General features: G+C 35.5%; 33 protein-coding genes and 2 tRNA genes. 28 read left to right on the top strand and 7 right to left on the bottom strand.

Annotated features, from left to right (window positions below; genetic code table 11):
- The 11 genes from rplF to rplU form a co-directional block, all read left to right on the top strand.
- Positions 1–438, top strand: a 438-nt coding sequence (gene rplF, locus COX77_01215) for a 50S ribosomal protein L6 (GenBank protein PIZ99589.1), incomplete at its 5' end; no start/stop codon positions are given.
- Between the two features lie 2 nt (positions 439–440).
- A complete protein-coding gene (locus tag COX77_01210) occupies positions 441–797 on the top strand; it encodes a 50S ribosomal protein L18 (protein PIZ99588.1) in 357 nt (118 codons plus the stop codon).
- Between the two features lie 15 nt (positions 798–812).
- A complete protein-coding gene (gene rpsE / locus COX77_01205) occupies positions 813–1,352 on the top strand; it encodes a 30S ribosomal protein S5 (GenBank protein PIZ99587.1) in 540 nt (179 codons plus the stop codon).
- Between the two features lie 5 nt (positions 1,353–1,357).
- Positions 1,358–1,834, top strand: a complete 477-nt coding sequence (locus COX77_01200; protein ID PIZ99586.1) for a 50S ribosomal protein L15 — start codon at positions 1,358–1,360, stop codon at positions 1,832–1,834.
- A gap of 5 nt (positions 1,835–1,839) precedes the next feature.
- Entirely contained in the window at positions 1,840–3,123 is a 1,284-nt protein-coding gene (locus tag COX77_01195; GenBank protein ID PIZ99585.1) for a preprotein translocase subunit SecY, read from the top strand.
- Between the two features lie 109 nt (positions 3,124–3,232).
- The gene (locus COX77_01190; protein ID PIZ99584.1) at positions 3,233–3,874 is read left to right on the top strand and encodes an adenylate kinase; all 642 of its coding nucleotides are present in this window, start codon (positions 3,233–3,235) and stop codon (positions 3,872–3,874) included.
- An 8-nt stretch (positions 3,875–3,882) separates the two neighbouring features.
- Positions 3,883–4,641 (top strand): type I methionyl aminopeptidase, encoded by a 759-nt coding sequence (map, locus tag COX77_01185; protein PIZ99583.1) that lies wholly within the window; start codon positions 3,883–3,885, stop codon positions 4,639–4,641.
- Positions 4,638–5,018: a Holliday junction resolvase RuvX gene (locus tag COX77_01180; GenBank protein PIZ99582.1), complete on the top strand. Its 381-nt coding sequence runs from the start codon at positions 4,638–4,640 to the stop codon at positions 5,016–5,018. The genes map and COX77_01180 overlap by 4 nt, the downstream gene beginning before the upstream one ends.
- A complete protein-coding gene (locus COX77_01175; GenBank protein PIZ99581.1) occupies positions 5,011–6,096 on the top strand; it encodes a hypothetical protein in 1,086 nt (361 codons plus the stop codon). The genes COX77_01180 and COX77_01175 overlap by 8 nt, the downstream gene beginning before the upstream one ends.
- A complete protein-coding gene (locus COX77_01170) occupies positions 6,086–7,042 on the top strand; it encodes a sodium:proton exchanger (GenBank protein PIZ99580.1) in 957 nt (318 codons plus the stop codon). The genes COX77_01175 and COX77_01170 overlap by 11 nt, the downstream gene beginning before the upstream one ends.
- A gap of 63 nt (positions 7,043–7,105) precedes the next feature.
- Positions 7,106–7,411: a 50S ribosomal protein L21 gene (gene rplU, locus COX77_01165; protein ID PIZ99579.1), complete on the top strand. Its 306-nt coding sequence runs from the start codon at positions 7,106–7,108 to the stop codon at positions 7,409–7,411.
- A gap of 73 nt (positions 7,412–7,484) precedes the next feature.
- Here the strand turns inward: rplU and COX77_01160 are convergent, their stop codons facing one another.
- The 3 genes from COX77_01160 to dnaB are packed head-to-tail and all read right to left on the bottom strand — an operon-like array spanning position 7,485 to position 9,767.
- A complete protein-coding gene (locus tag COX77_01160; protein PIZ99578.1) occupies positions 7,485–8,084 on the bottom strand; it encodes a recombination protein RecR in 600 nt (199 codons plus the stop codon).
- Positions 8,085–8,093: 9 nt separating this feature from the next.
- Positions 8,094–8,363, bottom strand: a complete 270-nt coding sequence (locus COX77_01155; GenBank protein ID PIZ99577.1) for a hypothetical protein — start codon at positions 8,361–8,363, stop codon at positions 8,094–8,096.
- An 18-nt stretch (positions 8,364–8,381) separates the two neighbouring features.
- A complete protein-coding gene (dnaB, locus tag COX77_01150) occupies positions 8,382–9,767 on the bottom strand; it encodes a replicative DNA helicase (GenBank protein PIZ99576.1) in 1,386 nt (461 codons plus the stop codon).
- 314 nt (positions 9,768–10,081) lie between these two features.
- On the opposite strand from dnaB, the gene COX77_01145 reads away from it, so the two are divergent.
- The 8 genes from COX77_01145 to COX77_01110 all read left to right on the top strand — a co-directional run bounded on the left by COX77_01145 (position 10,082) and on the right by COX77_01110 (position 15,434).
- Positions 10,082–10,158 (top strand) — tRNA-Lys (locus COX77_01145).
- A gap of 498 nt (positions 10,159–10,656) precedes the next feature.
- A tRNA-Asn gene (locus tag COX77_01140) sits at positions 10,657–10,732 on the top strand.
- Between the two features lie 448 nt (positions 10,733–11,180).
- A complete protein-coding gene (locus COX77_01135) occupies positions 11,181–12,398 on the top strand; it encodes a hypothetical protein (protein ID PIZ99575.1) in 1,218 nt (405 codons plus the stop codon).
- Positions 12,399–13,010: 612 nt separating this feature from the next.
- Complete coding sequence (locus tag COX77_01130) at positions 13,011–13,601, top strand: hypothetical protein (protein ID PIZ99574.1); 591 nt, start codon at positions 13,011–13,013, stop codon at positions 13,599–13,601.
- Positions 13,602–13,710: 109 nt separating this feature from the next.
- Complete coding sequence (locus COX77_01125) at positions 13,711–14,091, top strand: TIGR03987 family protein (protein ID PIZ99573.1); 381 nt, start codon at positions 13,711–13,713, stop codon at positions 14,089–14,091.
- Positions 14,092–14,195: 104 nt separating this feature from the next.
- Positions 14,196–14,624 (top strand): hypothetical protein, encoded by a 429-nt coding sequence (locus COX77_01120; GenBank protein PIZ99572.1) that lies wholly within the window; start codon positions 14,196–14,198, stop codon positions 14,622–14,624.
- A 21-nt stretch (positions 14,625–14,645) separates the two neighbouring features.
- A complete protein-coding gene (locus tag COX77_01115; protein ID PIZ99571.1) occupies positions 14,646–14,993 on the top strand; it encodes a hypothetical protein in 348 nt (115 codons plus the stop codon).
- A 138-nt stretch (positions 14,994–15,131) separates the two neighbouring features.
- On the top strand, positions 15,132–15,434 hold the full coding sequence (locus COX77_01110) for a large conductance mechanosensitive channel protein MscL (protein ID PIZ99570.1): 303 nt from the start codon (positions 15,132–15,134) through the stop codon (positions 15,432–15,434).
- Positions 15,435–15,946: 512 nt separating this feature from the next.
- Here COX77_01110 and COX77_01105 read toward each other — a convergent pair.
- On the bottom strand, positions 15,947–16,459 hold the full coding sequence (locus tag COX77_01105; protein ID PIZ99569.1) for a hypothetical protein: 513 nt from the start codon (positions 16,457–16,459) through the stop codon (positions 15,947–15,949).
- Positions 16,460–16,515: 56 nt separating this feature from the next.
- Complete coding sequence (locus COX77_01100) at positions 16,516–17,478, bottom strand: hypothetical protein (GenBank protein ID PIZ99568.1); 963 nt, start codon at positions 17,476–17,478, stop codon at positions 16,516–16,518.
- Between the two features lie 533 nt (positions 17,479–18,011).
- Here COX77_01100 and COX77_01095 point away from each other — a divergent pair.
- Positions 18,012–18,701 carry a hypothetical protein gene (locus COX77_01095; protein PIZ99567.1) on the top strand — a complete coding sequence of 230 codons (690 nt, stop codon included), beginning with the start codon at positions 18,012–18,014 and terminating at the stop codon, positions 18,699–18,701.
- A 48-nt stretch (positions 18,702–18,749) separates the two neighbouring features.
- Here COX77_01095 and COX77_01090 read toward each other — a convergent pair whose 3' ends face one another.
- On the bottom strand, positions 18,750–19,133 hold the full coding sequence (locus tag COX77_01090) for a hypothetical protein (protein ID PIZ99566.1): 384 nt from the start codon (positions 19,131–19,133) through the stop codon (positions 18,750–18,752).
- An 85-nt stretch (positions 19,134–19,218) separates the two neighbouring features.
- Here COX77_01090 and COX77_01085 point away from each other — a divergent pair, with 85 nt between their 5' ends.
- The 8 genes from COX77_01085 (at position 19,219) to COX77_01050 (ending at position 23,239) form a co-directional block, all read left to right on the top strand.
- Entirely contained in the window at positions 19,219–19,662 is a 444-nt protein-coding gene (locus tag COX77_01085; GenBank protein PIZ99565.1) for a hypothetical protein, read from the top strand.
- Positions 19,663–19,725: 63 nt separating this feature from the next.
- Positions 19,726–19,974, top strand: a complete 249-nt coding sequence (locus COX77_01080; GenBank protein PIZ99564.1) for a hypothetical protein — start codon at positions 19,726–19,728, stop codon at positions 19,972–19,974.
- Between the two features lie 79 nt (positions 19,975–20,053).
- Positions 20,054–20,452 (top strand): cupin domain-containing protein, encoded by a 399-nt coding sequence (locus tag COX77_01075; GenBank protein PIZ99563.1) that lies wholly within the window; start codon positions 20,054–20,056, stop codon positions 20,450–20,452.
- A gap of 124 nt (positions 20,453–20,576) precedes the next feature.
- Entirely contained in the window at positions 20,577–20,888 is a 312-nt protein-coding gene (locus COX77_01070; protein PIZ99562.1) for a hypothetical protein, read from the top strand.
- A gap of 79 nt (positions 20,889–20,967) precedes the next feature.
- On the top strand, positions 20,968–21,279 hold the full coding sequence (locus COX77_01065; GenBank protein ID PIZ99561.1) for a hypothetical protein: 312 nt from the start codon (positions 20,968–20,970) through the stop codon (positions 21,277–21,279).
- A 5-nt stretch (positions 21,280–21,284) separates the two neighbouring features.
- Positions 21,285–21,848 carry a LemA family protein gene (locus tag COX77_01060; GenBank protein PIZ99560.1) on the top strand — a complete coding sequence of 188 codons (564 nt, stop codon included), beginning with the start codon at positions 21,285–21,287 and terminating at the stop codon, positions 21,846–21,848.
- A gap of 3 nt (positions 21,849–21,851) precedes the next feature.
- A complete protein-coding gene (locus COX77_01055; protein PIZ99559.1) occupies positions 21,852–22,754 on the top strand; it encodes a hypothetical protein in 903 nt (300 codons plus the stop codon).
- 14 nt (positions 22,755–22,768) lie between these two features.
- Positions 22,769–23,239, top strand: a complete 471-nt coding sequence (locus COX77_01050) for a TspO protein (protein PIZ99558.1) — start codon at positions 22,769–22,771, stop codon at positions 23,237–23,239.
- Here the strand turns inward: COX77_01050 and COX77_01045 are convergent.
- Positions 23,236–23,787, bottom strand: a complete 552-nt coding sequence (locus COX77_01045; protein ID PIZ99557.1) for a hypothetical protein — start codon at positions 23,785–23,787, stop codon at positions 23,236–23,238. The genes COX77_01050 and COX77_01045 overlap by 4 nt on opposite strands.
- Positions 23,788–23,950: the final 163 nt, after the last annotated feature.

Here is a 23,950-nt window from a genome sequence, read left to right as displayed (position 1 = left end):
GTTAAGAGGGTAACTATTAATATTGCCAACCAAGAAGCTACAGTGGCCGTTGATGATCCAACGGATAAATTCCAACTATCATTGTGGGGCACTTACGCCAGTTTACTGAAAAATGCTGTGATCGGTGTTACTGTTGGTTATCAAAAACAATTGGAAATTAATGGCGTTGGTTTTAAAGCAGCCATGAATGGCGGGAAACTACTGTTAAATATTGGTTTTTCTCATCCAGTGGAGTATTTGCCACCAACTGGCATTGAAATCAGTACGGAAAAAAACGTGATCACTATTAAAGGTATTAATAAAGAATTAGTCGGCCAAGTTGCTGCTAAAATTAGAGCTATGAAAAAGCCTGAGCCTTATAAAGGCAAGGGAATCAAATATAGTGATGAAGTAGTAAGACGTAAAGCTGGCAAAGTAGCCAAGGGAGGTGAAAAATAATTATGACTAAACAAACTGCTAAAATTAATGCTAATCGTATCCGTCGTCAGATTAGAATTCGAACCAAGATCCACGGCACTGCTGTGCGTCCAAGATTAGCTGTTAATCGTAGCTTGCGTTATTTATCAGCACAAGTGATTGATGATCAGATCGGTAAAACATTGGTTGGTTTGACAGAACAGAAAATGAAATTAAAGGGAACTAAAACCGCAAGAGCCGAGGAGTTTGCGGTACGCCTGGCTGCTGAATTACAGAAAAAGAATATTACTGCTATTGTTTTCGATAAAAGACATTATTTGTACCATGGTCGTATTAAAATTTTTGCTGATAGTTTAAGAAAACAAGGTATCCAATTTTAATTATCCAAGAAATTTATGGTAGACAAACCCACAAAAAAAAGATTTACTAAAAGACCAGACCGTGAACGCGATGATTTTGATCAGCGTATTGTTGATTTAGCTCGTGTAACTAGAGTTATGGCTGGTGGCAAAAGAATGCGCTTTCGAGCTTGCGTGGTGATTGGTGACCATCGTGGTAATATTGGTTTTGGTTTGGCTAAGGGCGCCGATGTAACATTAGCCGTTGCTAAAGCAGCAGCTCATGCTCGTAAAAGACTGATTAAAATTAATATTATTGAAGGTACTATTCCTCATCAAGTTCTAGTTAAGTATAAAGCCGCCAAAGTCTTATTACGGCCCGCGCCCGGTGGTACTGGTATTATTGCTGGTGGTGCCGTGCGGATGGTATTGGAGTTATCCGGTATCAACAATATTTCCAGTAAAATTTTTGGTACTAATAATAAGATTAATAATGTTAAAGCAACATTCAAAGCCTTAGAAATATTAAAGAATAGACCAGAACATAAGACGGAGACCAAAAAAGAAGTTGAAAAAAATATTAATAATAAAGAATAGTCCATATGGAATTATTGGGATTACATAATTTAACAGCAGATCATAAAGCCAAGAAGAAGAAATTACGCGTTGGTCGCGGTAATGCTTCCGGCGGTAACTATTCCGGTCGTGGTATGAAAGGCCAAAAAGCTCGTTCTGGTGGTTCTCATCGCTTGCAGATGAAAGGTCTGCACCAGATGTTATTGCGATTACCGAAGCAGCGAGGTTTCAAGGCTATTAACAGCAAGTTTACTACTATTAATCTTGATATATTGAATAAGCTTTTTCAAGAAGGCGAATTGGTTTGTTTGCGCACCCTGACTAAAAAAGGATTAATAGAAAAGGGTGAAAAGAGAGTCAAGATTTTAGCTAACGGAACACTACAGAAAAAATTAGTAGTTAAGTTAGATGACTTGTCAGTCGCTGCTACCAAAGCCATTTTAGCTGCCGGTGGTCAGATCGAAAAAACTGTTAAAAGTAATGAAGAAGTTAAAGAAATCTAGATCATATGATTTGGGAAAAAATAACGCAAATATGGAAAGCTAAAGATATCAGGAAAGATCTGTTATATGTTTTGGCGATGTTGATTATTTTTCGTGCCGCTGCTCACGTACCAATACCGGGTATTGATGTGACAGGGTTGAAAGATTTTTTTTCGTCTAATCAAATTCTCGGATTACTAAATATTTTTTCTGGTGGTGGTATGGAGAATTTTTCTGTCGTCATGTTGGGTATCGCACCTTACATTACCGCCTCCATCGTTTTACAATTGTTAACTATGATTGTGCCAGCATTGGAAAGAATGTCTAAAGAAGGGGAGCAAGGTAGACAAAAAATTAATCAGTACACTCGTTGGTTAACAGTACCGCTGGCGGTTTTGCAAGCCTATGGTTATATCACCTTAATTCAAAGACAATCACAGTTTCAAATATTGGGTAGTTTATCAACTCAGCAGTTAATTATTTCTATTCTTACTATTACTGCCGGTACCATGTTTCTCATGTGGATTGGCGAGTTGATTTCGGAACGTAAAGTTGGTAATGGAATTTCATTGTTAATCTTTGCTGGGATCGTCGTTAGTTTGCCCAGTTCCTTGCAAAGAACAATTGCTATTTTTGATCCCTCACAGTTATTAAATATAGTATTATTTATGGCCATTGCCATTATTACTATTATTGTCATTGTTTTAATCACCGAAGCTCAGCGCAATGTGCCAGTTAATTATGCCCGGCAAATTCGTGGTAATCGTGTTTATGGTGGCAGTACGACCCATTTGCCATTAAGAGTTAATATGGCTGGTGTTATTCCTATTATCTTTGCTATATCCATAGTTTTATTTCCTCCGATGATTGCTCAATTTTTTGTGAAAGCACAAGCAGCATGGCTTGCTGGTGCGGCTAAGTTCGTTATTGATGTTTTCCAAAATCAGTTTTTTTATGGTGCTATATATTTTGTCTTGGTGGTTGCCTTTACTTATTTTTATACTTTTATTGTTTTTCATCCAGCGCAGTTAGCGGAAAATTTACAGAAACAAGGCGCTTTTATTCCTGGTATTAGACCCGGTCGCCATACGGAAGAGTATATTAAAAACATCGTCAATCGAATAACTTTAGCTGGCTCTTTATTTTTAGGTCTCGTCGCTTTATTACCTATTTTAGTACAATCTATGACTGGTGTTACTACTATGGTTATTGGTGGTACTAGTTTATTGATCGTGGTTTCTGTGGTTATTGAATCCATGAAACAAATACAGTCACAACTAGTCATGCGTGATTACGAAGGTTTTAAATAGTAGTGAGGGCGATTACTACTGGTGTTCATGCTGTCAGCTGTGGCAGGATGAATTTTTATTTTTTGAGAAAAAAAGGTAAAATATAGTAGTTAATAATAATAAGAAAATTATGAAAAAAATTGTTATTTTTGGCGCTCCGGGTAGTGGCAAGGGCACGATGGCTGAATTTATTCGCGATGCTTGGCAAATACCTTGGATTTCTACGGGGGAAATATTCCGCCACGAGATGCTAGCAAAATCAGAATTGGGGGTCAAAATTAGCGAATCCATGTATCGCGGACAGTTAGTTGCTGATGAAGTTGTTAATCAAATTGTCCGACAAAGATTAGCCCAGGACGATGCGCAGAAAGGTTTTATTCTTGATGGCTATCCACGAGACTTAGCCCAAGCTCAATACTTAACCACTGTCATTAATTTAGATATTGCTTTATTTATTAAATGTTCGGATGCTATTGTAGCTGGTCGGATGGCAGCCAGACGCACCTGTCCAAATTGTGGTGAAATATTTAATATCATTGTTAAGCCGCCGCAACAAGAAAATATTTGTGACCATTGTCAAACGCCATTAGTGATGCGACCCGATGCGCAACCTGCAGCTATAGCCGAGCGTCTCGCTATTTTTCATAAAAATAATGATCAGTTGATTGATTATTATCAAAACGGTGGCAAGTTGATAGTAGTTGATGGTGATCCAGCCATTAATGAAGTTTGGCAAAATATTAAACAAGTTTTGCATATTATTAATAATTAAATTTTTTTGTGAGTAGAATAAAAACAGCTATTGAAATAAAGGAATTACAACGCTCTGGGCAGATTATCGCCAATGTGTTGCAGCTCGTTGCCCAAGCCACGCGGGTGGGCATTACAACTTTTGAGTTAAATGAATTGGCTGAGCGATTGATTAAGAAAGCCGGTGGTCGGCCAAGCTTTAAGGGGTTTGGCGAACCCGATCCATTTCCTGCTGCCCTATGTACTTCGGTTAACGATCAAATCGTTCACGGCATCCCTAATAGTAAACCATTACAAGATGGTGATATCGTTGGTTTGGATATTGGTATGGTAATGAATGGATTATATACTGACACAGCAGTTTCTGTACCCGTTGGTAGCATTTCCCCAATTGCTCAAAAATTATTACGCGTTACTGAAGAATCTTTAAGATTAGCGATTGACCAATGTTGGCCGGATAAAACGCTTGGCGATATTGGTTATGCTATCCAGAGCTATGTAGAAAAAAAAGGATTTGCTGTAGTACGAGACTTGGTTGGTCATGGCGTTGGTCATGCTGTTCATGAGTGGCCGTCCGTACCTAACTTTGGCCAGCCCAATCGTGGGGAAAAATTAAAGCCAGGCATGGTGCTGGCTATTGAGCCAATGGTAGTGACTGGCAGTTATGAAATCGATTACGAAGATGATGGCTGGACTATTAGAACAGCTGATCATGGTTTAGCAGCTCATTTTGAGCATACAATAGCCATTACTGATCGCGGGCCAATAGTTATAACAAAACACGTATGAAGGTCTTAGGCATTGATTTTGGCAGTAAAAAAGTGGGTTTAGCTCTGGGTGATACCAGTCTAAAATTAGCCATACCCTGGCAAATATTAGCGTGGGCCGACAATGCTTCTTTTTGGGATAAATTTAAGAGCTTAGTAGCCGAGGAAAAAGTTGAGTTATTAGTTGTTGGTTGGCCGTTAGATTTACGGAGTCAGATGACACCGCAGACAGAGGTGGTGGCTAAATTTATTGAGCAGTTGCAAAATTTAAATTATTTAGTAGAAAAGGTAGATGAGCGTTTAACTACTAAAGCGGCCAAAAAATTAGGTCATCTCCGAGAAGATGATGCCGTAGCGGCCATGGAAATATTACAAACTTATTTTGACCGCCATGAATAATTTTATTTTATTCTATTTTTTACCGACAGTAACGGCCTTTGCTTTAAGTTTTCTTTTTACGAAACTTGTTCATCGGTTAGCAATCCGTTGGCAAATTGTTGATCGTCCTGGTGAGCGTAAAGTTCACGAGCGACCGATTCCCTTGCTGGGCGGTTGGGGCATTTTTTTATCCTTATTAGTTAGTGTTATTCTTTTTATTGATTTAGCTAATTTTGGCTCACTGCAAATAAAAAACATTGTTGGTTTTTTACTAGCCGCTTTTATTCTGATGATCGGTGGATTTTTAGATGATAAATATAATTTACGACCACGCTGGCAAATACTTTTTCCGCTACTCGCTTGTTTGGTTGTCATCAGCTCTGGTATTGGTATTAAATTTATCAGCAACCCCTGGGGTGGCTTGATCCATTTAGATCAATGGAAAATACTATTATTTTGGTGGCAGGGCGTACCATATTATTTTTCTGTTTGGTCGGATATTTTTTCTTTTATTTGGTTGATCTCCATGACTTATGTGACGAAACTATTGGACGGTTTAGACGGTTTAGCTACTGGTATCGGTTTGATTGGTAGTGTTATTATTTTTGTCGTTTCTATATTTTGGGATATTAGTTATTCGGTAACCTCTTTGCTATCATTAATCAGTGCTGGTGCTTTAGCTGGTTTTTTGTTGTGGAATTTCTATCCAGCAAAAATATTTTTAGGCGAAGGTGGCAGCACTTTGATTGGTTTTGTGCTTGGTGTTTTATCTATTATTAGTGGTGGTAAAATTGCGACTGCTTTATTAGTAATGGGTTTACCCATTTTAGATGTTGTCTGGATAATCATCCGCCGTCTGTTTTGGGAAAAGCATTCGTTCGCTCAAGCCGACGATAAACACCTGCACCATCGTTTATTGAGGATTGGCTTATCGCAAAGACAAGTGGTTTTTTTATTTTATACATTAACCACCATCTTTGGCATCAGCTCCATATTCTTTGAAACTAAGGGTAAAATACTAATAATAAGTACGGAATTAGTCATTATGATTTTGTTAGCGTTATATTTAATAAATAGAGATAAGAAACATGCTGTTTAGTATAATAATTTTACTAATAGGGTTGGGTTTACTTGTAATAGGTGGGGAATTATTGGTTCGGGGCTCTTCTTCGATTGCTCACATCTTTAAAGTATCACCTCTTGTTATTGGTCTAACCATTGTCGCTTTTGGCACATCGGCACCAGAATTAATTGTAAATCTAATTTCTGTGGTTGAGGGTTCGGCTGATATCGCAGTAGGCAATATTATTGGTAGTAATATAGCAAATATTTTATTAATTGGTGGTTTAGCAGCTTTAATTAGGCCGTTAATAGTTAAAAATAGTACGGTATGGAAAGAAATTCCTTTTGCTCTTTTAGCAGTAATTTTAGTTTTTACAATGGGTAATGATGCGCTTTTTGATGGAAATAGTTTTAATATACTAACGAGAACAGATGGTTTTTCTTTATTAAGCATGTTTTTTATTTTTTTGATTTATACTTTTAATATGAGCAAGGATGAGTATATTTCGTCAGGTAGGATTAAAGTTTATTCAAAAAAAATATCATTAATTTTTATAATTATTGGTTTAATTGGTTTATTTTTTGGTGGTAAGTTAGTTGTTGAGCAAGCTATTATCTTGGCTCGGTTAGCCCAAGTTACGGAAGCACTAATTGGTTTAACTATCGTAGCTATCGGTACGTCTTTGCCAGAGTTAGTTACTTCCCTGATTGCCATTTATCATGGTCACGATGATCTTGCCATAGGAAATATAGTTGGATCAAACATTTTTAATGTTTTTTGGATTTTAGGATTATCGTCAACAATACTACAATTGCCCTTTAACCCCTTAACAAATATTGATATTATGATGGCAATAGTGGCCAATTTATTGTTATTTGCCTTTATGTTTATTGGTAGTAAGAAAAAATTGGATCGCTGGCAAGGATGTTCTCTTGTTATTATTTATGTGCTTTATTTGGTGTATTTAATTTATAGGGGTTGACAAATAAATAGAAAAAAGATAAAATATGGATGCCTTATTTGTTGTTTATCTAATTTTAAAAGTATGAGTATCGCTATAATTAAAACTGGTGGCAAGCAATACATTGTGAGCCCCGATCAGAAGATAAAAATTGAAAAAATTATTGATGCCATTGGCGATGATTGTGAGTTTAGTGAAGTGTTGCTGTGGGCGGAAGAGGACGGTACGAAAGTAGAGATCGGTCAGCCAACTCTGAAAAAAACGATCAAGGGGAAAGTCTTAAAGCAAGCAAAGAGTAAAAAAGTAACCGTGATCAAGTATAAGAATAAAACCAGGTATATGAGAAAGCGCGGACATCGTCAACATTACAGTGAAATTCAGGTTAGCTAAAATATTATAAGAAATGTCTCGGTTCACTGAGACGTTTTTTTATTTATTGTTGAGAATTAACTGGAGAAAGATTCTATATTTCTTTTCGATCTTTTAAAGCATAGCCCAGCGTGACGTCATCGGCGTATTCTATTTCACTTCCGCTGGGCAAACCTTTAGCTAGGCGTGATATTTTTGGTGGTGAATTTTTCAATAAGTTAACAAGATAAAGAGATGTTGTTTCTCCTAGCAGATCATTGTTTAATGCCAAGATAATTTCTTTGACGCTGTTTTTTTTGATCCGTTCCTGTAATTCCTTAACTCTTAACTGCCCGAGTTGGCGGCCCTCGTTGGGATCGATGTGTCCTTGTAGTACATGATATAGTCCGTGGTATTGATCGGTCTTTTCGATAGCTTGTACATCTTGACTGCCAGCAACTACACAAAGAATATCTTTTTCACGATTTGGGTCTTGGCAGATAGAGCAAGGAATGCTGTCGGCATAATTAAAGCACAGCGGGCAAACAATTATTTGTTCTTTAGCTTGGACCAGTGTTTGCGCAAAAGTTTCCAAGTCTTCTTTCGGACGACTAAGTAGTGAGTAAACTAATTTTTCACTGGTCTTGGGCCCCAGCCCTGGTAGTTTTTCAAACTGACCAATAAGTTGACGAATAGCTTTGGGTAGATGTCTCATAGTCTAATTTTACAGCAGGCCACCAAATTTGGAAAACATCAAGGATTGGATCTTTTCATTAGCTTGTTGCCAAGCGGCAGTTAAATCGCGTTCGGTTTTTTCTTTATTTTCAGCAAAGCCGTCTTTTAATTTTAATTCCAATATTTCTTGCCGGCCATTTATTTTAAGATAGAGAGAGTCATTTTCAATAGTAATAATTTTCTTATCAAGTACCGACTTCATATTTTGCGCTTGTTGCCGCAATTGATTTAAGTCACCGAGTTTGGATAGTAAGTTCATGGTTAAATAAGTTAAAAATTAAAAAGTCGGTGGTAGATTATACTTTTCCTTGGCTAAATTTTTGAAATTAACCGAATTGAAGTCAAAGTATAGATCAACGACTCCAGTTGGCCCATTGCGATGTTTGGCAATGTGGATTTCCGTCTTATTTTTTTCCTCGAGCGTTAGGCTCTCCAAAGAATAGTTGCGATCAGCAGCTTTACGATAAATAAACAGTACGACGTCAGCGTCTTGTTCAATCGAACCCGATTCCCGCAAGTGGGCTAATTTTGGTATGGCTGGTTTGGATTGTTCAACTGCCCGAGCTAGCTGGGATAGGGCAATTACCGGGATGTTAAGTTCGCGGGCGATAGCTTTTAAAGACCGGGTAATTTCGGCGACTTCTTGGACGCGATTATCGCCATGTGACGACCGTCCTTCCATTAATTGAAGATAGTCAACGATAATTAAGTCTAAGCCAAATTCTAGTTTTAGACGACGAGCTTTGGTACGAATTTCCATAATATTAGCAGAAGCACTATCGTCAATATAGATTGGGGCTTCGGAAAGTATTCCCATTGCTTGACCGATTTTGGGAAAGTCATCTTCCGACTGTCTTTCTGATAGACGGCCGGTTCTCATTTTCCAGAGAGAAACATTAGCTTCAGCGCACAGTAAACGGTCAACCAATTGTTCCTTGCTCATTTCTAAGGAAAAAATGCCGACGTTTTTCTTTTCTCGAGTAGCTACGTGTCGGGCAATATCCAGAGCTAATGATGTTTTGCCAACGCTCGGACGAGCAGCAATAATAATTAAATCTGATTTTTGTAAACCAGCTAATAAATTATCTAGATCAGGAAAGCCCGTGGGAATACCTCTGATTTTACCGGCCTCACGGTGCAGTTCATCAATACGTTCAAATGTTTCATGGAGGACGTTTCTAATTGGTATAAATTCTTGTTTTAAAAATTTTTGTGAGATACCAAACAATTTTTGTTCAGCATTATCTAAGAGTGAATCCACTTCATCGGTTTCATTGTAGGCGCTGGCAGACATTTCCGACGCTGCCTTGATTAGACGTCGTAAGGTGGCTTTCTTTTGAACGATATTAGCATAGGTAGCGATATTGCTGGCCGTCGGTACTGTATTGGCCAGTGTTGCCAAATAGCTCTTACCACCAATTAGGTCAATTTGTTTCTTTTCCGTGAGTAAATTAGCTAAAGACAACAAATCAATTGGTTCGTGTTTTTCATAGAGGTCTAAAATCGCCGTATAAATAAAACCATGGCTATCTTTATAGAAGTCTTGTTCGCCGATTAAATTAACTACTTTATTTATTGCTTCTTTATCTATTAGCAAAGCACCTAGCACGGATTGTTCGGCTTCGATATTTTGTGGCGGTATTTTGTTCAAATTATCAACCATATTTTTAAGTTTTAATAAAGCACTACTATTTTAGCAAAAAAACGAGTTCTTAACCAATTGATTTTATACAGACTTTGTCCACTACTTAAGTCACAGTTTAGCGGTAAACGTTGACAAATAATTGCTTTACCTTTATAATTTATTCGCATTTAAATTATTGGTGTTTTTTAGATTAATTTAAACTCTAATAATGGGTCATTAAAATTTATTATTCATGCGCCGTTATCCGCCCTGTGGGCGGACTGGTAGAGCAATGATATTGATTGGCGCATAATATATTTATTTAGAAGTTATTTTCACATTTTATTATTTATGCGCCGTTAGCTCAGCCTGGTAGAGCAACTGCCTTTTAAGCAGATGGTCGAGGGTTCAAATCCCCCACGGCGTACCATGTTTATAAAAACACACTTAACCTCCTCAAAATGAATTTGAGTCGGTCCAAGTGTGTTTTTTAGTTTTATTAATTTTACAATTACTACCATTATAACTTAGTCAAGTGTAGAACTTTTTTTGTTTTAATAAATAAACTATAATTAAAATATGAAAAATTATGCAAAAGTGGGAAAAAAGCGAGGAGTAACCTTTCGAACGCCTAGTAGTTTTTGAGCGGTGCAACGTCGGAAGACTATTTTAGCCAAGGTTAAACATTATCCACATTGACCAAGGTAGTATTTTATGCTATCCTTTTAATAGTTATGAAACTATATTTCGGCAACAATAATAATAACAATAATAATTCCTGTTAGGCAGGCCGAATTTGTATTTTGATTAGTATACCGGCCTGCGAGGGCCGGTTTTTTATCGTCGAACAATATAAAAATATATACCGAGAGACGATAATAACCCTACTTCGAGCCTATCGAAGTAGCGGGATAAAAAATAAATACATTCTGGAGTAGTTCAATTGGTAGAACGCTGCGCTGTTAACGCAGAAGTTGGGGGTTCAAGTCCCTCCTCCAGAGCCAAATTATATTTGTGTTAATATAGAGAGCCTGCCCTGTTCCTTTATGGAACAGGGAGCCCTACTCCCGGAGCCATTTTTAAAAAGCATTGATATGATCAGTTTTTTTTATTTATTCAAGTGGTGGTATTATCAATATATACTTTAAAAAAAATTACATTTAATTTATGTTTAAAATTTTAATTTTCACATCATTGTCGCTATCCTTAATTGGATTTTTATTCTCGGGAATAAAAAGACCACATTGGATGAATTTTTTATCTGGCTTAACGGTATTCTTGATAGTAATTCATCTAATTTTTGTAAAATATCAGTGGCAAATGATTCCAATATATATTTTAGCTAGTATTTTATTCATTATTAGTATAATAAGTATAATTAGAATCAAACGAATAAAAATTGAAATATTAAAAGAAGATCATATAAACAAAATAGGGTCATGAAAATTTAAAATATTAAGATACATTCTTATTATTTTTGGTTTATTATATTTAATAATTTCAGGTTTTGTTTTGTATTTATTTCCCGTGGTGAACTTACCAAAGCCAAGTGGTAACTATGCAGTAGGAACAACATTTATGACTTTTTCTGACATAAATCGCCCTGAAGTATTTACCAAAGATTCAACTGATCATCGTGAATTTATGTCTAGAATATGGTATCCAGTCAATTTAATCGTAGGAAATCCAATGATTTATAGAAAAAATATCTCGCTGATTGGTTCAATTGAATCTGGGGGAACACCTAACTTTATTTTTGGACATTATAATTTGATAAAAACTAATTCATACTTAGATATACCAATTTCAAATCAACAGTCAGTATATCCAGTACTTGTATTTTCAAATGGTTTTTTATCAAGTTATGATGATTATCAAATATTGATGGAGGAGTTAGCTAGTCATGGTTATATTGTATTTGCTTTAAATCAGCCATATGAATCTCAATCTGTAGTTTCCTCTGATGGTAAAATCATACCATTTAGTAAAGAACATCTTAAAAATTATCAACAAGGTCAAAAGACTACTACACCGCTTTGGCAAAAATTTTGGACAAGTATTGATGAAAATGAAAAAAAAGAAATTGCCAAACAAATATTGAATAGCGATGTATTTATGAATACCGTTTTGCATGTGCGAGCGGATGATATTCAATTTATGATTAATGAAATAGAAAAATTTAATTTACAACAAGACAATATTTTTTATAATAAATTTGATTTATCTCGTCTAGGAATTTTGGGTCATTCAATGGGAGGGGCAGTAGCTGGTCAGGTTTGTTTAACTGATAATCGTTTCAAAGCTGGTGTTAATATGGATGGATTTCAGTGGGGCGGTGTGATTAGTGGTGAAATTCAGCAACCTTTCATGACAATGTATAGTGAACCGTTTTCTGGAGTAAATGATTTTATTATTAATCAATTCAAAAACAAGCTTTTTTTGGTTACAATTTCAGGTAGTAAGCATATGAATTTTGATGATAATCAGATAATAATGCCAAGCACTAAATTCATTGGCATGACTGGTAAAATAGATGCTAATACAATGAAACAGATAAATAACAATTATATCTTATCTTTTTTTGATAAGTATCTTAATAATAGCGATGCTCCTTTTCCTAGTGATATATTGTCTAATTATCCAGAAGTAAAAGTTATAACAAAACAATAAAATATAGTGAGTGGTAAGGTATGGTAAATAAGACTAAGAGGACTTTAGTCTGTTTTGGTATTGTTCATAAAAATATATTTACCACCATATAAGCCAGTATTTTTTCCTTATATATTATTTCTGCTAGGAGAAAAGTGTTCTTTAGTATGTCATATTATTAAACATTTCTGACATACCACTAAATTGTAGTTCACTCTTTATATTAGTCCAGTTTAGAGTTCTGAACGCATTCAATAGCGGGAGCCGAATTGTATGTTGGGAGGTATTTTAATGACCCGTTGTAGTTAGGGAATTAAGTTGAGAAAAACTTGACACATATATTTCAGTTTTAATGCATGTATACTTAGTAATTGCTGAGTGTACTTTTATAATAATAACCAAGAATAGGTGGAACCTATTCATAAACTGTGACGGGATGTCACAAGGAGGTTTTTTGTGAACGATTCATTACGTGCTCGCACTGAGGCATTTTTAACTGAGTTTCCGTTTCTGAAAAGATACGTGGAAATACACAGGCTTGATAGTAAGCCATTGGTTCAGAGAGTAGACCTTGATTTATTAGATTGTATTCCCTTTACAGGAAAATGCAGTCAAACGACAACCGTTCGTTTCTTGCTGATTGATGTCTCAGCTTTGTTGAAAGTTAAGAATGAAAGCTTCACTGAAGAGATTCGTCTGGGAACGGTTAATAATAAAAAAGTCAGCATCAAGGGTTATATATTTTCTTTAGAGAAAGCCCAAGAAAATTCAGTAACAATTATAGTCACCGAAGTATTGAGTGAAGATTCAAGTTGTCGAGCTGAATATGAACTAACCGCTGAAGCAAAAGTAATCGCTGAGCAATCACCAACTCTGATTACTGATTGGGAAAAAAAGTGCGGCGAGTATTATTTTACTTTTGATTATTTAAGTCCAGGTCCGGGTTGGTCAGAAGATGGCGAAGGGAGTTTCTATACCAATACTAATCCGCAGTTGCGAACTTTCAGGGTTGATTCAAGTGTCAAAATAAAGCTCACTGATAAAACCGAAGCATCTATGGAAACTTATGTAGCTACTTTAAAAAAATTAACTTACACAATATTTAATCAAGACCAGGCGTATATTCGTAGCGGACTTTCTGAACCAGGTATTGCATCGCCAGTATTTTCGATAACTATTAAGAATGGTATCGTAGATTCAATAGCAGAGGTGTATTTATCATAAATCATATCAGGTTAAGTTTCTCAGTATTATATTGATCCAATTTGACAAAGTAGCAGGCAACGAGTAGTCTGAATAAACGTTCATTACATTAATAAATCAAGGAGGAAGTATGATTTCACCGTTAGTGTTTATTTCCTTGGCTTTCATCCTTTATACTTTTTCTATTTTTTATGAGAGAAAAATAGGACATTTAGAAATTTGGTTAGTGGTTGTGTTTACCCTGGGATTCCTCTGTGATTTAGTTGGTACCTCTCTAATGTTTTGTTTAGCTCAAGTAAAGTTTCGTTTGGTTCTGCATTCCATCGCTGGCTACACTGCATTACTGATTATGTTTTGCCATTTAGTTTGGGCTATGCTAGCAATACGGAAAATTAAAAATTTTCAGTATTTATTCACCAGATTTTCTATCTATGCTTGGGGTATTTGGTTACTGGCTTTTGTCAGTGGTATTCCCAAGGTAAGTTTATTAATTCTCAGCTGGCTGTCATAACGATAGTCAGTTTTTTATTCTGTAATATTGACAATTATTAGTTAATTTGCTACTATACTATATTCAATAGTAAATTAATAATTCAATAATTCAAAGAGGTTAACATGTTGATACTAGTTGTTGAAAACGAATTGGCACAAATTGAAATTGCTAAGCGTGAACTAAATGGCCTTGGTTTTCGGGTGGCAATAGCAAGAACTTTAGCTGATGCCCATAGATTAATGATGGTTTTGCAATCAGCGCTGAAAGGTATAATTACTGATCTACATTTTCCAGAAACCAACGAAGATCTTATGGTGGATAAAACTTCTGACCAACCAAATGGACTAGCCGTAATAGCAGAAGCAGTGGTTCACAATATTCCCGTTGCTGTTTGCTCCGATATTAATCATCACTTTTGTGCCTATGCAAAAAACGTCATAGCCATGATGGCGACCCATCAGAACTATAGTCCACATATCATTCCTTTCAAGATGGATAAAAAAAATTGGCATCAAGCCGGTGAAGAACTTAAGAACTTGATTCAAAAATAAACAAAGTAAGGAAAAATAATAATGAAATTTATGATCGTTACCGGTAACGCCGCTTGGGGACTTGAAATCGCTAATAACTTAGCAATGAAGTTGGGTTTTACTGAGGCTATAGTCGAAACGCATGAGCACGCTTTAGGGAAATTTTTAAATTTTAAACCAACGCATATGCTTGTTGGTGAATATGAAGCTTTTCCTAATGCTTCACAATCTGCAGTTTTCGGTCCACCACTAAAGACTTGGGAGGACATAATCAACGCCGCTTTGTCAGGTCAAATAATTCGCCGTTGCGGATTTTGTGATCTGAAAGAACCTGATTTTATTCGCTTACCTTTTGGTGAGGAGGATTTTAAAGCTAGCTTTAATCTCTAACCTCTAATTAGAATTATAATTGATTTACTGACTCATTAGTTAAACGTGGGTCAGTTTTTTATTTACTGATAGTTTATGAAGTGTTAAAATTGTTTTATCATTGTGTATTTGATTAATTTATAAATATAATTAAATTTTATGCAGGGATTTATTAATTTCATTCGCGAACAAGGCGTCATTGGCCTAGCTGTTGGTTTTATTTTAGGCGGCGCTGTTTCTAAATTAGTTAGTGCTCTTGTCACTGATATTATTAATCCCATCATTAGTATTCCCTTGGGTGCTGTTGATGGTTTTAAAAATGCGGCCGTCAGTATTGGTAGTGCGAGGATTATGTATGGTGACTTGATTACTGTTTTTATTGATTTCGTGGTAGTGTCATTAGTGGTTTATTTTGGTGTTAAAATGATTGGTTTGGATAAGCTAGATAGAAAAAAGGCATAATAACCCCTTGTCTAAAATAGTATATTGTATTAATATAGTGAGATATTAATAAATAGAAACAATCATATGTCAAAAAGAAGGTCGGGCCCTGGTAAACCACAAAAATCACGATCTCATAAAACTAAGAAGCGTTTAGAGATTAAACAACAAACATTGGATGCTAAAGCCAAGAAATTTCAAAAGTTCAAATAAGATTTTATTTAAATACAATAAACAGCCCATTACTTGGACTGTTTTTTGTATTTGTTGGTACTTTTAAATAAATATTATTAAATCGGTTATTTTACCCTTCATAAAACCCCTCATTTGTGCTAAAGTAGCCCTATGGAAAATGCTAACTTACTCAAAATAAAAAAAGTCATCACTTTTTTTCAGAAATAGAGTCAGATATTGCCTGTTGAAATGCTAAAAATACTCGTAAATATTCAACTATAAGAAAACTAAATATTATATCTACTTTTTTATTCTAGACCGCTCCGTCAAAACTTTTAAATCATCCTCAATAGTAGTTTTTATTCCAATTTTTTTCTTAGATTATTAGCAATTTTATAATTTTCGACGGGGCGTAGTCGCATGTTACCTGTTTTTTTATCTCTAAAAAACTGTGTGCCATAAATCTGTTTTTTACCCTGTCTAATTAAAATTCTATCAGTTAATAAAGCTTTTTCCTTTAGCGCAAAATCGCAATGCTTGTAACAATCATTTTGTAATTTAAAATCCTCATCTTGATGTTGAATAAGAAGCCAAAAATAATATAACCCTCTTTTACCCAAGTAATTTGTATTCGGGTAGCCATAATCATTTATGATTCTATGCAACTTAACATTATGAATGGCATCTATAGAATACACTAGAAAATTAGCCATGCTAAATCCCATCTTAGTTTTGATGTTATTATTTTTTGTAGAACAAAAATTTACTAATGGTTCATTCAGACTTCTATTCACCATAGCTTGCATTCTAACATCTTGATCTATATCAAACATTTGTTTAATTTGGGCAACTAATAGTTTGTTTATTTGCATATAATAATTAATTAAAAAGAGGTACTTCGCTAAAGCGGTTCCCTCTAAATTATAATCTAAACCAGTAAATCCGCAATAGCTGCAGATATATTATGTTCAGTTTGGAGTTGCATGAAGTACCATTGACCATTTGGATTAATCTCTAAAAATATATAATCGCCATACTTATCAACTATCATATCCAGGCAACCAAACCTTAAATTCAAAGCTTTCATGTACCTACGCAACATAACCTCAATGTTTATGGGTACAACCATTGATTCCATTTTTACTTTGAAATCATTAAGCTTAGGTTGACGGCGCCAATCCACACTTGTTTCAACATCCGCCTGAGAATATATTTTGGCTGCAAATATTTTGTCTCCAACGATTGTTATTCTCACTTCATAGTCTTTATCGATACATTTCTGAAAAATAGATGGTGATGTTTTAAAAGCATCTATACGGTCTAAATCAGATTCACTAATTTTATTAGTGTAAATGACTTTATCTACCATTGGTCCAGAGTTAAGTAACTTTACAATAATATTTCCATTATGTTTATTGTAAAAACTTTTTACCCTATCCGGATCAGAAGTAATAATGGTATCAGGAACTTTAAAACCAATTTGAGTGGCCACGGAAAGTTGAAAAATTTTATTTTCTGCTTTTTCAATAGCCCATGGGTCATCAAGCCACTTCTTATCCCCAAACAAAGACCATAGAGCAACACGCATAGACCTAAATTGATTATTAATAAAACTACGATATTCAGCTGGTTCAAACCTCAACAATTCAAAAGGTAGGTGTGGTTTCATATACCAAATAGCCGAGAAATCGTTTAAATTATAGACAATACTATCAATGGTAACTTTATATACTACCATCCCATCTATTATCTCAAAGATAAAAAACTCTCCATCTAGACATTTATCCTGTTTAAACAGAATAGCTTTATGTCCATTCTGTTGTAAGATATCAAAAACTGAACGGAAGGCATCTACTTCATAAACTCCAGAATTACCAATAGCCAGAATCATTGTAATCTCCTTTTTATTAATAGTAGGAGAACCGTAGTCCCCCTACTTATTTTAACTATTGTCAGCACAATCAATATCACCAAACGTGCCACTTGTAGTGCCGCTTGTGGCATTCTCACGTTTTTCAAGAAAACAAAGAATAAATGGTAATGGTTGTACTTTTTGCTCATCATTCTTCACGTCAGTATTAGATGAGTTAAGATTAACCTCTTGGCGTTCTATGTTTTTTTCTCCTTTCTTACCTTATATTAACTCGTACAATCCAACTTAATCGATTATTTAATCGACCAAATTAAGCATAATGCGTTGAGATTAACTTGAGTACATAAGGATTTTTGTTAAAGATCTATTGCCAAATTACCATAATATAATAAACTCGTTAAAGTATATATTAATTCAGCAAGTATTGGAGATAAAATTATTATTAATTAAATACTACCAAGTGTTACATTGTGTTGCTAATTATACAAATAGTAGCTATTTTTAGCAGAATAGACTATACTACTGTTTAGTTTATCATTAATTATACAATTATGGGGTTTAATAAAAGTAACAAATTAGGCCGTAAAAGAGATTATGGTCATGGTGGTTTTGGCGGCAGGGACTCTGGCAGGGACTCTGGCCGTGCCACAATGCACCAAGCAACTTGCGCCGCCTGCGGTGTTAGTTGTGAAGTTCCTTTTCGTCCATCTGGCGACAAGCCAGTCTATTGTAATGATTGTTTTAAGAGAGATGATGATTTTAGTCGCCGACCTTCTGGTCGTGGTGACGACCGTCGTTCCTCATTTCGTGACAGTAGAGATAGCAGAGATAGACAGATGTTTGAAGTAACCTGTGATAAATGTCATAAACAGTGCGAAGTGCCATTTAAACCATCCAGCGATAAGCCAGTTTATTGCAGTGACTGTTTTAAATCAGAAGGACGTGATGATCGTCGTTCTGGTGGTAGAAGTGACTCTGGTAGAGGTGATTCCAATCGCAGCGGTAACAATAATTGGCAAGAGCAGTTCCAAATGTTAGATAGAAAATTAGAGAAAATTATTTCTGCTCTGAGCATCAAGTTGCCAAACGAACCAGTCAAAAAAGAAAAAGTTGTCGCTAAAGTTGAGCAAGAAGTTCAAGCAATAGTTAAAGCAGTAAAAGAGGACAAGGCCAAAGCTGGCAAAATAGTTAAAAAAGCTATTAAGAAAATAGTGGCTAAGAAAAGCAGCAAAAAGAAATAATAGTTAATATTTATTCAGCCCCCATTTTGGGGGCTGTTTTTTTTGGTATTATTTTATCAGACGGTAGCTAATTGCATAGACTACGGATAGTCCCGAAAGAACAAAAATAGCAATATAGTTCCATTTAGCTAAACTAGTTTGTAAGCCACTGAGTACATAAATTAAGTTATCTTTTTCATTTTGATTCAATACCGAACCGCGTTGAATTTTTTCTGTTAAATTTAGCTGAGTAATAATAGCATCTCTTTTATTTTCAATAGACCAGCGATGAGCAAAGTACCAGACAAAACCAATGGTGCCGATATACCAAGTTATTTCCACTAATAAGGGGTTGTAGTGGTTAAAGACCACAATCGATCGGTAGGCAATAGTGGAAACAACACCAACGACAAAGATAATTATGCGATATATTTTGCTATGAAGTTTAGGCATAGTTCTTTAATAATAATTAGTAATAGTAATATTATTATATCACTATTATTGATTAACGCGTCCTAAGAGCATATAATGTAGTGGTATGAAAAAAGCATTAGAACATAAATCAATAAGTTTGTCAGAAAAAGTTACCGCTTGGGTTGGTTCCACCACGTCTTTGATTATCCATTCGATTCTATTTGCCTTGTCATTTATTTTGATTATTTTAGGTGTGGAAACGGATCAAGTTTTGTTAGTTTTGACAACTATTGTATCTTTGGAAGCCATTTATTTATCCATTTTTATTCAAATGACTGTCAATCGTAACACCGCTAGCCTGCAAGACGTTGAAGAGGATATTAATGAGATTCAAGAGGATGTGGAAGAGGTACAAAAGGACGTAGAAGAGATTTCCGAGGACGTGGAAGAAATTCAAAAAGTAAAAGCGCAAACGCCGGAAGAAACTATTGAGCATATGCAAAAGATGCTCGAGAAATTTACCGCTGACTTGGAATTATTGCGGGTTAATAAAAAAGTAAAAAAATAAAATATTTTTTAACCATTAATAATTAATTAATCATTTCATAACTTATCGATTCGGAGGTGAGTAATGTCAGAGAAAGTAGTTGTACCTTTTCGTCAATATCTTGATCTACAAATTCAGGAAGCTCTGGGACCGGAGAATATGTGGTTTACTGGTGAAGAGGTAGGTCATGAGCCAAATCATTTTGAAGCTTTTCAGCACTATGTTGATTCTGGCGCAGCAGCTCGTTTTGCTCAGACACATATTCGGCTGGAAGCAATTCCAGCTAATGAATGCGGTGGTCAAGTTGCCAAACAAAATTTTGAACCCAAGTAATAAACTTGGGTTTATTTTTTTTGACTTTATCATTTAATAATTGTAAACTTTTAATTAGTTAAATATTAATATCAATTTTATGAAAGGATTTGTCGCTGATATTGAAAAAGATACCATTGCTAACAAAAATTTTCGTCAGGTACTCTATAGCGCCCAGCATTGCCAGATAGTATTGATGAGTTTGAAACCGGGCGAAGATATCGGCATGGAGATTCATGCCGACAATGATCAATTTTTTCGTTTTGAAAAAGGTAGTGGTAAGTGCATTATTGATGGTAATGAATACAATGTTCAAGACGGTTCGGCCGTTATTGTGCCAGCTGGGGCCGAGCATAATATTATTAATGTTTCTACGACCGAAGATTTAAAATTGTACACTATTTATGCTCCCGCTCATCATCAGGATGGCATTATTCGGGTAACGAAAGAGGAAGCAATGAATAATGAAGCAGAGTTTGACGGTAAAACAACTGAGTGATAGAGGATAGTGTGGCATTTGATTATTATTAGCTTAGCCGCGTTTACCGCGGCTGGGTATTTGCAAAAAAACGCCGATTGTTCTAGTATGTTTAATAATCGCACATTAAGAGAAGGAGACATTAATGCACACACAAAGCATCCAGGATATGGTTAATAGAACTTGGGCTAGACCGATTGGTGAGGATATCATGCGTAAAGCCGTAACCTTAAACTGTCAAAATTTTGATAATTTAACGGCAGTACAAGTAATTAATATGTTTCGCAGTATCCAGTTTGAAACAGTAGCTAATGAGAAAGAAAAATCTGAGTATTGGATAACTCAAAGCCCCTTTAATAACAAGTGGTATATTTTTTTAATCTTGGCGCGTGGTAGTTGGCCAACTATACCAATAATGGTTCTCAATACACGCCCCAAAATATGTGTTACGTCTTAATTTCCGAAAAGACCGTCATAATTGATGGTCTTTTGTTATTTTGTTATAATCAACTTAAGTAATTATTAAGCTTATGGTAATGAAGGAAATGTCTCGACCAACAATAAAAGAAATCAGAAAAGACGAGGCTTGCACAAACTTTGAGCAATTAGTTGGTAAAATTGGTGATCTTGTTACTGATCAAAACCTGGATCAATTATTATGTCTGGCCCGGAAAAAACCTTTTGATTCAATGATCCTAAAAACCAAGGATGATCTTCGAGTTTATTTGCAGCAAGCTAACAAACAGACTATCATTAAAATGGCTGATTTGCTGCAGGTGAATTATATTGCATTAGAGCTAGCTGCTAGTGCTAATAAAAATTATCAAAGAAATTTAAATATTAATTAACAAATATGAAAAAAACAACGATCATTGTATTGGTGATTCTCGTGGTAGTAATCGCTAGCTATTTTGTTTCTGCTTACAATGGTTTGGTTACGCTCAACGAATCAGTGGATAATAAGTGGGCGCAAGTAGAGTCTCAATATCAACGTCGTCTCGATTTAATTCCGAATCTTGTAGCGTCGGTACAGGGCGTCATGACTCAGGAGCAGGAAGTCTTTACTAAGTTAGCTGATGCTCGGTCTAAGTACGCTGGATCTGTTACTCAGTCCGATAAGGCTATTGCCGCTGGTGAAGTAGAAAGTTCTTTAGCCCGCCTCTTGGTCGTCATGGAAAATTATCCAGTTTTAAAAACCTCCGAAGCAGTACAAACTTTGATGGCGCAATTAGAGGGAACAGAAAATAGAATCAGCGTTGAACGTCAACGATATAATGATGAGGTTCGAATTTTTAATGCTAAAATAAAAGTTATTCCTACTAAATGGGTGGCTGGTATTTTAGGTTTCTCCACTCGTCAATATTTTGACGCTCAGGCTGGCGCAGAAAATGCTCCGCAAGTAGAGTTTAATAAATAATACATGAAAGCTATTCGTTTACTGAAAAGTTGGCAATTAGTAATTGGCCTGGTATTGATTTGGTTAATTTTTATCGTACCCATTTCTTTAGCCTACGAAGATTTAGGAAAACCCACTGGTTTAGTTAATGACTACGCAGATATTTTGACTACTGAGCAAAAAAGCGCATTGGAAAATAAGCTGAGTACTTTTCGTGAGCAATCAAAACACGAGATCGCTGTAGTAATAATAAAATCACTAGCCGGCGATACTATTGAGAATTTTGCGACACAGCTTTTTGCTGCTTGGGGTATTGGGCAGCAGGGAGCTGATAACGGAGTATTGTTACTGATTGCTATTGATGATCGACAGATGAGAATTGAAGTTGGCTATGGTCTGGAGGGGGCGCTGACTGACGCCCAATCAAGCTGGATTATTAACGAGCAATTGAAACCAAATTTTCAAAAGAATGATTTTTATACGGGAATTGATCAGGCAATGGAGCAAATTATGAAAGCGACGAGTGGCGAGGTGATACCGTCTAATAGTAATATTAATGAACGAGTAGAGTCAGATAGCTTTAACGTGTTTGCGGACGTTATCAAGTTTTTTATTTTTTTTATGTTTATCTTTTTAAGTAGAATATTGGCGAAAACAAAATCTTGGTGGTTGGGAGGAGTTATTGGTGCCGGAGTTGGTTTGGTTGTCGGCTGGGTAATGAGCAGTATTATTGCCACTATTGCCGGTGTTTTGATTATCGGTGGTTTAGGATTAATTATTGATTATGTTTTGTCTAATAAAAAAATAGGTCCTGGCGGTGGTATCTTGTTTGGTGGTGGCGGTTTTGGTGGCGGACGCAGTGGTGGCGGATTCGGTGGTTTCGGTGGTGGTGGCAGCGGTGGTGGTGGATCAAGTGGCTCTTGGTAAATAATAATTATCTTATGAATAAATATACTAAACTTTTTACTGCACTCTTCATTTGTCAGGTAGCTGGCTTAGTCGGTTCACGATTTACAATATCAGCCATTGATCAATGGTATCAGTTTTTAAATAAACCATTTTTTAATCCACCCAATTGGCTTTTCGGACCCGTTTGGACAGTATTGTATTTATTAATGGGTATTGCTTTTTATCTTATTTGGCAAGAGAAATTAAGTTGGTCTAAGCACAAAATGGTTTATTTATCTTTTTTTATTCAGCTTCTTCTTAATGCTTTTTGGTCTATTATTTTCTTTGGTTGGCAACAACCATTGTGGGCCTTCGGTGAAATTTTATTGCTGTGGGCAGCAATAGTTATAACTATTTATTATTTCTATCAATATCAAAAAACAGCAGCCTATCTGCTGTTGCCATATTTATTGTGGGTTAGTTTCGCCTCTTTGTTGAATCTGGGGATTTGGTATCTGAACTAACGATTACGAAAGTATTCATCAGGGGGTACTGCCACTGGATCAATTTGATACAGACCATAAAATTTGTAAGCAATATAAGCTTGGCATTTGTTCAGATTATCAGCTTCAACTTTCAGTAACAATAATAAACCATGTAGTTCTGCTGGTATATCCAACGTTGGATTAGTCTGGCGATCATGAACAAACTGGCGAAATAGTCGATCAAATAGATCAACCATTTTTTTAACTTTGAATAATGCTTCTAAACTGGGTACTTTACCAATACTCAGCCAATCAAAATTATCATAGCTTTTTTTTATAATTTCCCAGTTATGGAGTTCGTCTTCAGGAGTCGTTACCCCTTTTTCTAATAAATCAAAATTTGGCAAAGCATGTTTAAAGGGTAAATCTATTTTTCTCATTAAATTAAAATACTGGGCAAAATCTCTGGGGTCCTCAATACCAACAGCATCTAAAGTAGACCGTTGATTTTTGTCTAGTCCTAGTTTCTGATCTAATAATTGCGTGCTGGATAATGCTTGTTGTTCGCAGATATTTTCTTGTCGCATAATGAAAATATAATATACTAACTAATTGATAAAGTAAAGAATCTGTGTTGGTGGTATAATAACAACACTAAGGATTAATGCAATTTTATGATTAAATTATCATGAACCAAATTAGAGCTTTTTATCAATTGCCCCCGTTGTTTTTATTTAGATTTAAAATTAG

Source organism: Candidatus Komeilibacteria bacterium CG_4_10_14_0_2_um_filter_37_10, assembly GCA_002793075.1.
Taxonomy (GTDB): domain Bacteria; phylum Patescibacteriota; class Patescibacteriia; order UBA1558; family UBA1558; genus UM-FILTER-37-10.
Note: the sequence above shows the minus strand (reverse complement) of the source record. Positions and strands in the feature narration are given on the sequence as shown.

Coding starts and splice junctions, on each gene's coding strand:
- COX77_01115 (PIZ99571.1), top strand. CDS start 14,646: ATGAAATTTATGATCGTTACCGGTAACGCCGCTTGGGGACTTGAAATC.
- COX77_01110 (PIZ99570.1), top strand. CDS start 15,132: ATGCAGGGATTTATTAATTTCATTCGCGAACAAGGCGTCATTGGCCTA.
- COX77_01055 (PIZ99559.1), top strand. CDS start 21,852: ATGAAAGCTATTCGTTTACTGAAAAGTTGGCAATTAGTAATTGGCCTG.
- rplU (PIZ99579.1), top strand. CDS start 7,106: ATGAGTATCGCTATAATTAAAACTGGTGGCAAGCAATACATTGTGAGC.
- COX77_01070 (PIZ99562.1), top strand. CDS start 20,577: ATGCACACACAAAGCATCCAGGATATGGTTAATAGAACTTGGGCTAGA.
- COX77_01190 (PIZ99584.1), top strand. CDS start 3,233: ATGAAAAAAATTGTTATTTTTGGCGCTCCGGGTAGTGGCAAGGGCACG.
- COX77_01065 (PIZ99561.1), top strand. CDS start 20,968: ATGAAGGAAATGTCTCGACCAACAATAAAAGAAATCAGAAAAGACGAG.
- COX77_01180 (PIZ99582.1), top strand. CDS start 4,638: ATGAAGGTCTTAGGCATTGATTTTGGCAGTAAAAAAGTGGGTTTAGCT.
- COX77_01155 (PIZ99577.1), bottom strand. CDS start 8,363: ATGAACTTACTATCCAAACTCGGTGACTTAAATCAATTGCGGCAACAA.
- COX77_01050 (PIZ99558.1), top strand. CDS start 22,769: ATGAATAAATATACTAAACTTTTTACTGCACTCTTCATTTGTCAGGTA.
- COX77_01170 (PIZ99580.1), top strand. CDS start 6,086: ATGCTGTTTAGTATAATAATTTTACTAATAGGGTTGGGTTTACTTGTA.
- COX77_01105 (PIZ99569.1), bottom strand. CDS start 16,459: ATGCAAATAAACAAACTATTAGTTGCCCAAATTAAACAAATGTTTGAT.
- COX77_01045 (PIZ99557.1), bottom strand. CDS start 23,787: ATGCGACAAGAAAATATCTGCGAACAACAAGCATTATCCAGCACGCAA.
- COX77_01195 (PIZ99585.1), top strand. CDS start 1,840: ATGATTTGGGAAAAAATAACGCAAATATGGAAAGCTAAAGATATCAGG.
- COX77_01210 (PIZ99588.1), top strand. CDS start 441: ATGACTAAACAAACTGCTAAAATTAATGCTAATCGTATCCGTCGTCAG.
- COX77_01060 (PIZ99560.1), top strand. CDS start 21,285: ATGAAAAAAACAACGATCATTGTATTGGTGATTCTCGTGGTAGTAATC.
- rpsE (PIZ99587.1), top strand. CDS start 813: ATGGTAGACAAACCCACAAAAAAAAGATTTACTAAAAGACCAGACCGT.
- COX77_01095 (PIZ99567.1), top strand. CDS start 18,012: ATGGGGTTTAATAAAAGTAACAAATTAGGCCGTAAAAGAGATTATGGT.
- COX77_01120 (PIZ99572.1), top strand. CDS start 14,196: ATGTTGATACTAGTTGTTGAAAACGAATTGGCACAAATTGAAATTGCT.
- COX77_01175 (PIZ99581.1), top strand. CDS start 5,011: ATGAATAATTTTATTTTATTCTATTTTTTACCGACAGTAACGGCCTTT.
- COX77_01085 (PIZ99565.1), top strand. CDS start 19,219: ATGAAAAAAGCATTAGAACATAAATCAATAAGTTTGTCAGAAAAAGTT.
- COX77_01100 (PIZ99568.1), bottom strand. CDS start 17,478: ATGATTCTGGCTATTGGTAATTCTGGAGTTTATGAAGTAGATGCCTTC.
- COX77_01200 (PIZ99586.1), top strand. CDS start 1,358: ATGGAATTATTGGGATTACATAATTTAACAGCAGATCATAAAGCCAAG.
- COX77_01125 (PIZ99573.1), top strand. CDS start 13,711: ATGATTTCACCGTTAGTGTTTATTTCCTTGGCTTTCATCCTTTATACT.
- dnaB (PIZ99576.1), bottom strand. CDS start 9,767: ATGGTTGATAATTTGAACAAAATACCGCCACAAAATATCGAAGCCGAA.
- COX77_01160 (PIZ99578.1), bottom strand. CDS start 8,084: ATGAGACATCTACCCAAAGCTATTCGTCAACTTATTGGTCAGTTTGAA.
- COX77_01080 (PIZ99564.1), top strand. CDS start 19,726: ATGTCAGAGAAAGTAGTTGTACCTTTTCGTCAATATCTTGATCTACAA.
- COX77_01075 (PIZ99563.1), top strand. CDS start 20,054: ATGAAAGGATTTGTCGCTGATATTGAAAAAGATACCATTGCTAACAAA.
- COX77_01090 (PIZ99566.1), bottom strand. CDS start 19,133: ATGCCTAAACTTCATAGCAAAATATATCGCATAATTATCTTTGTCGTT.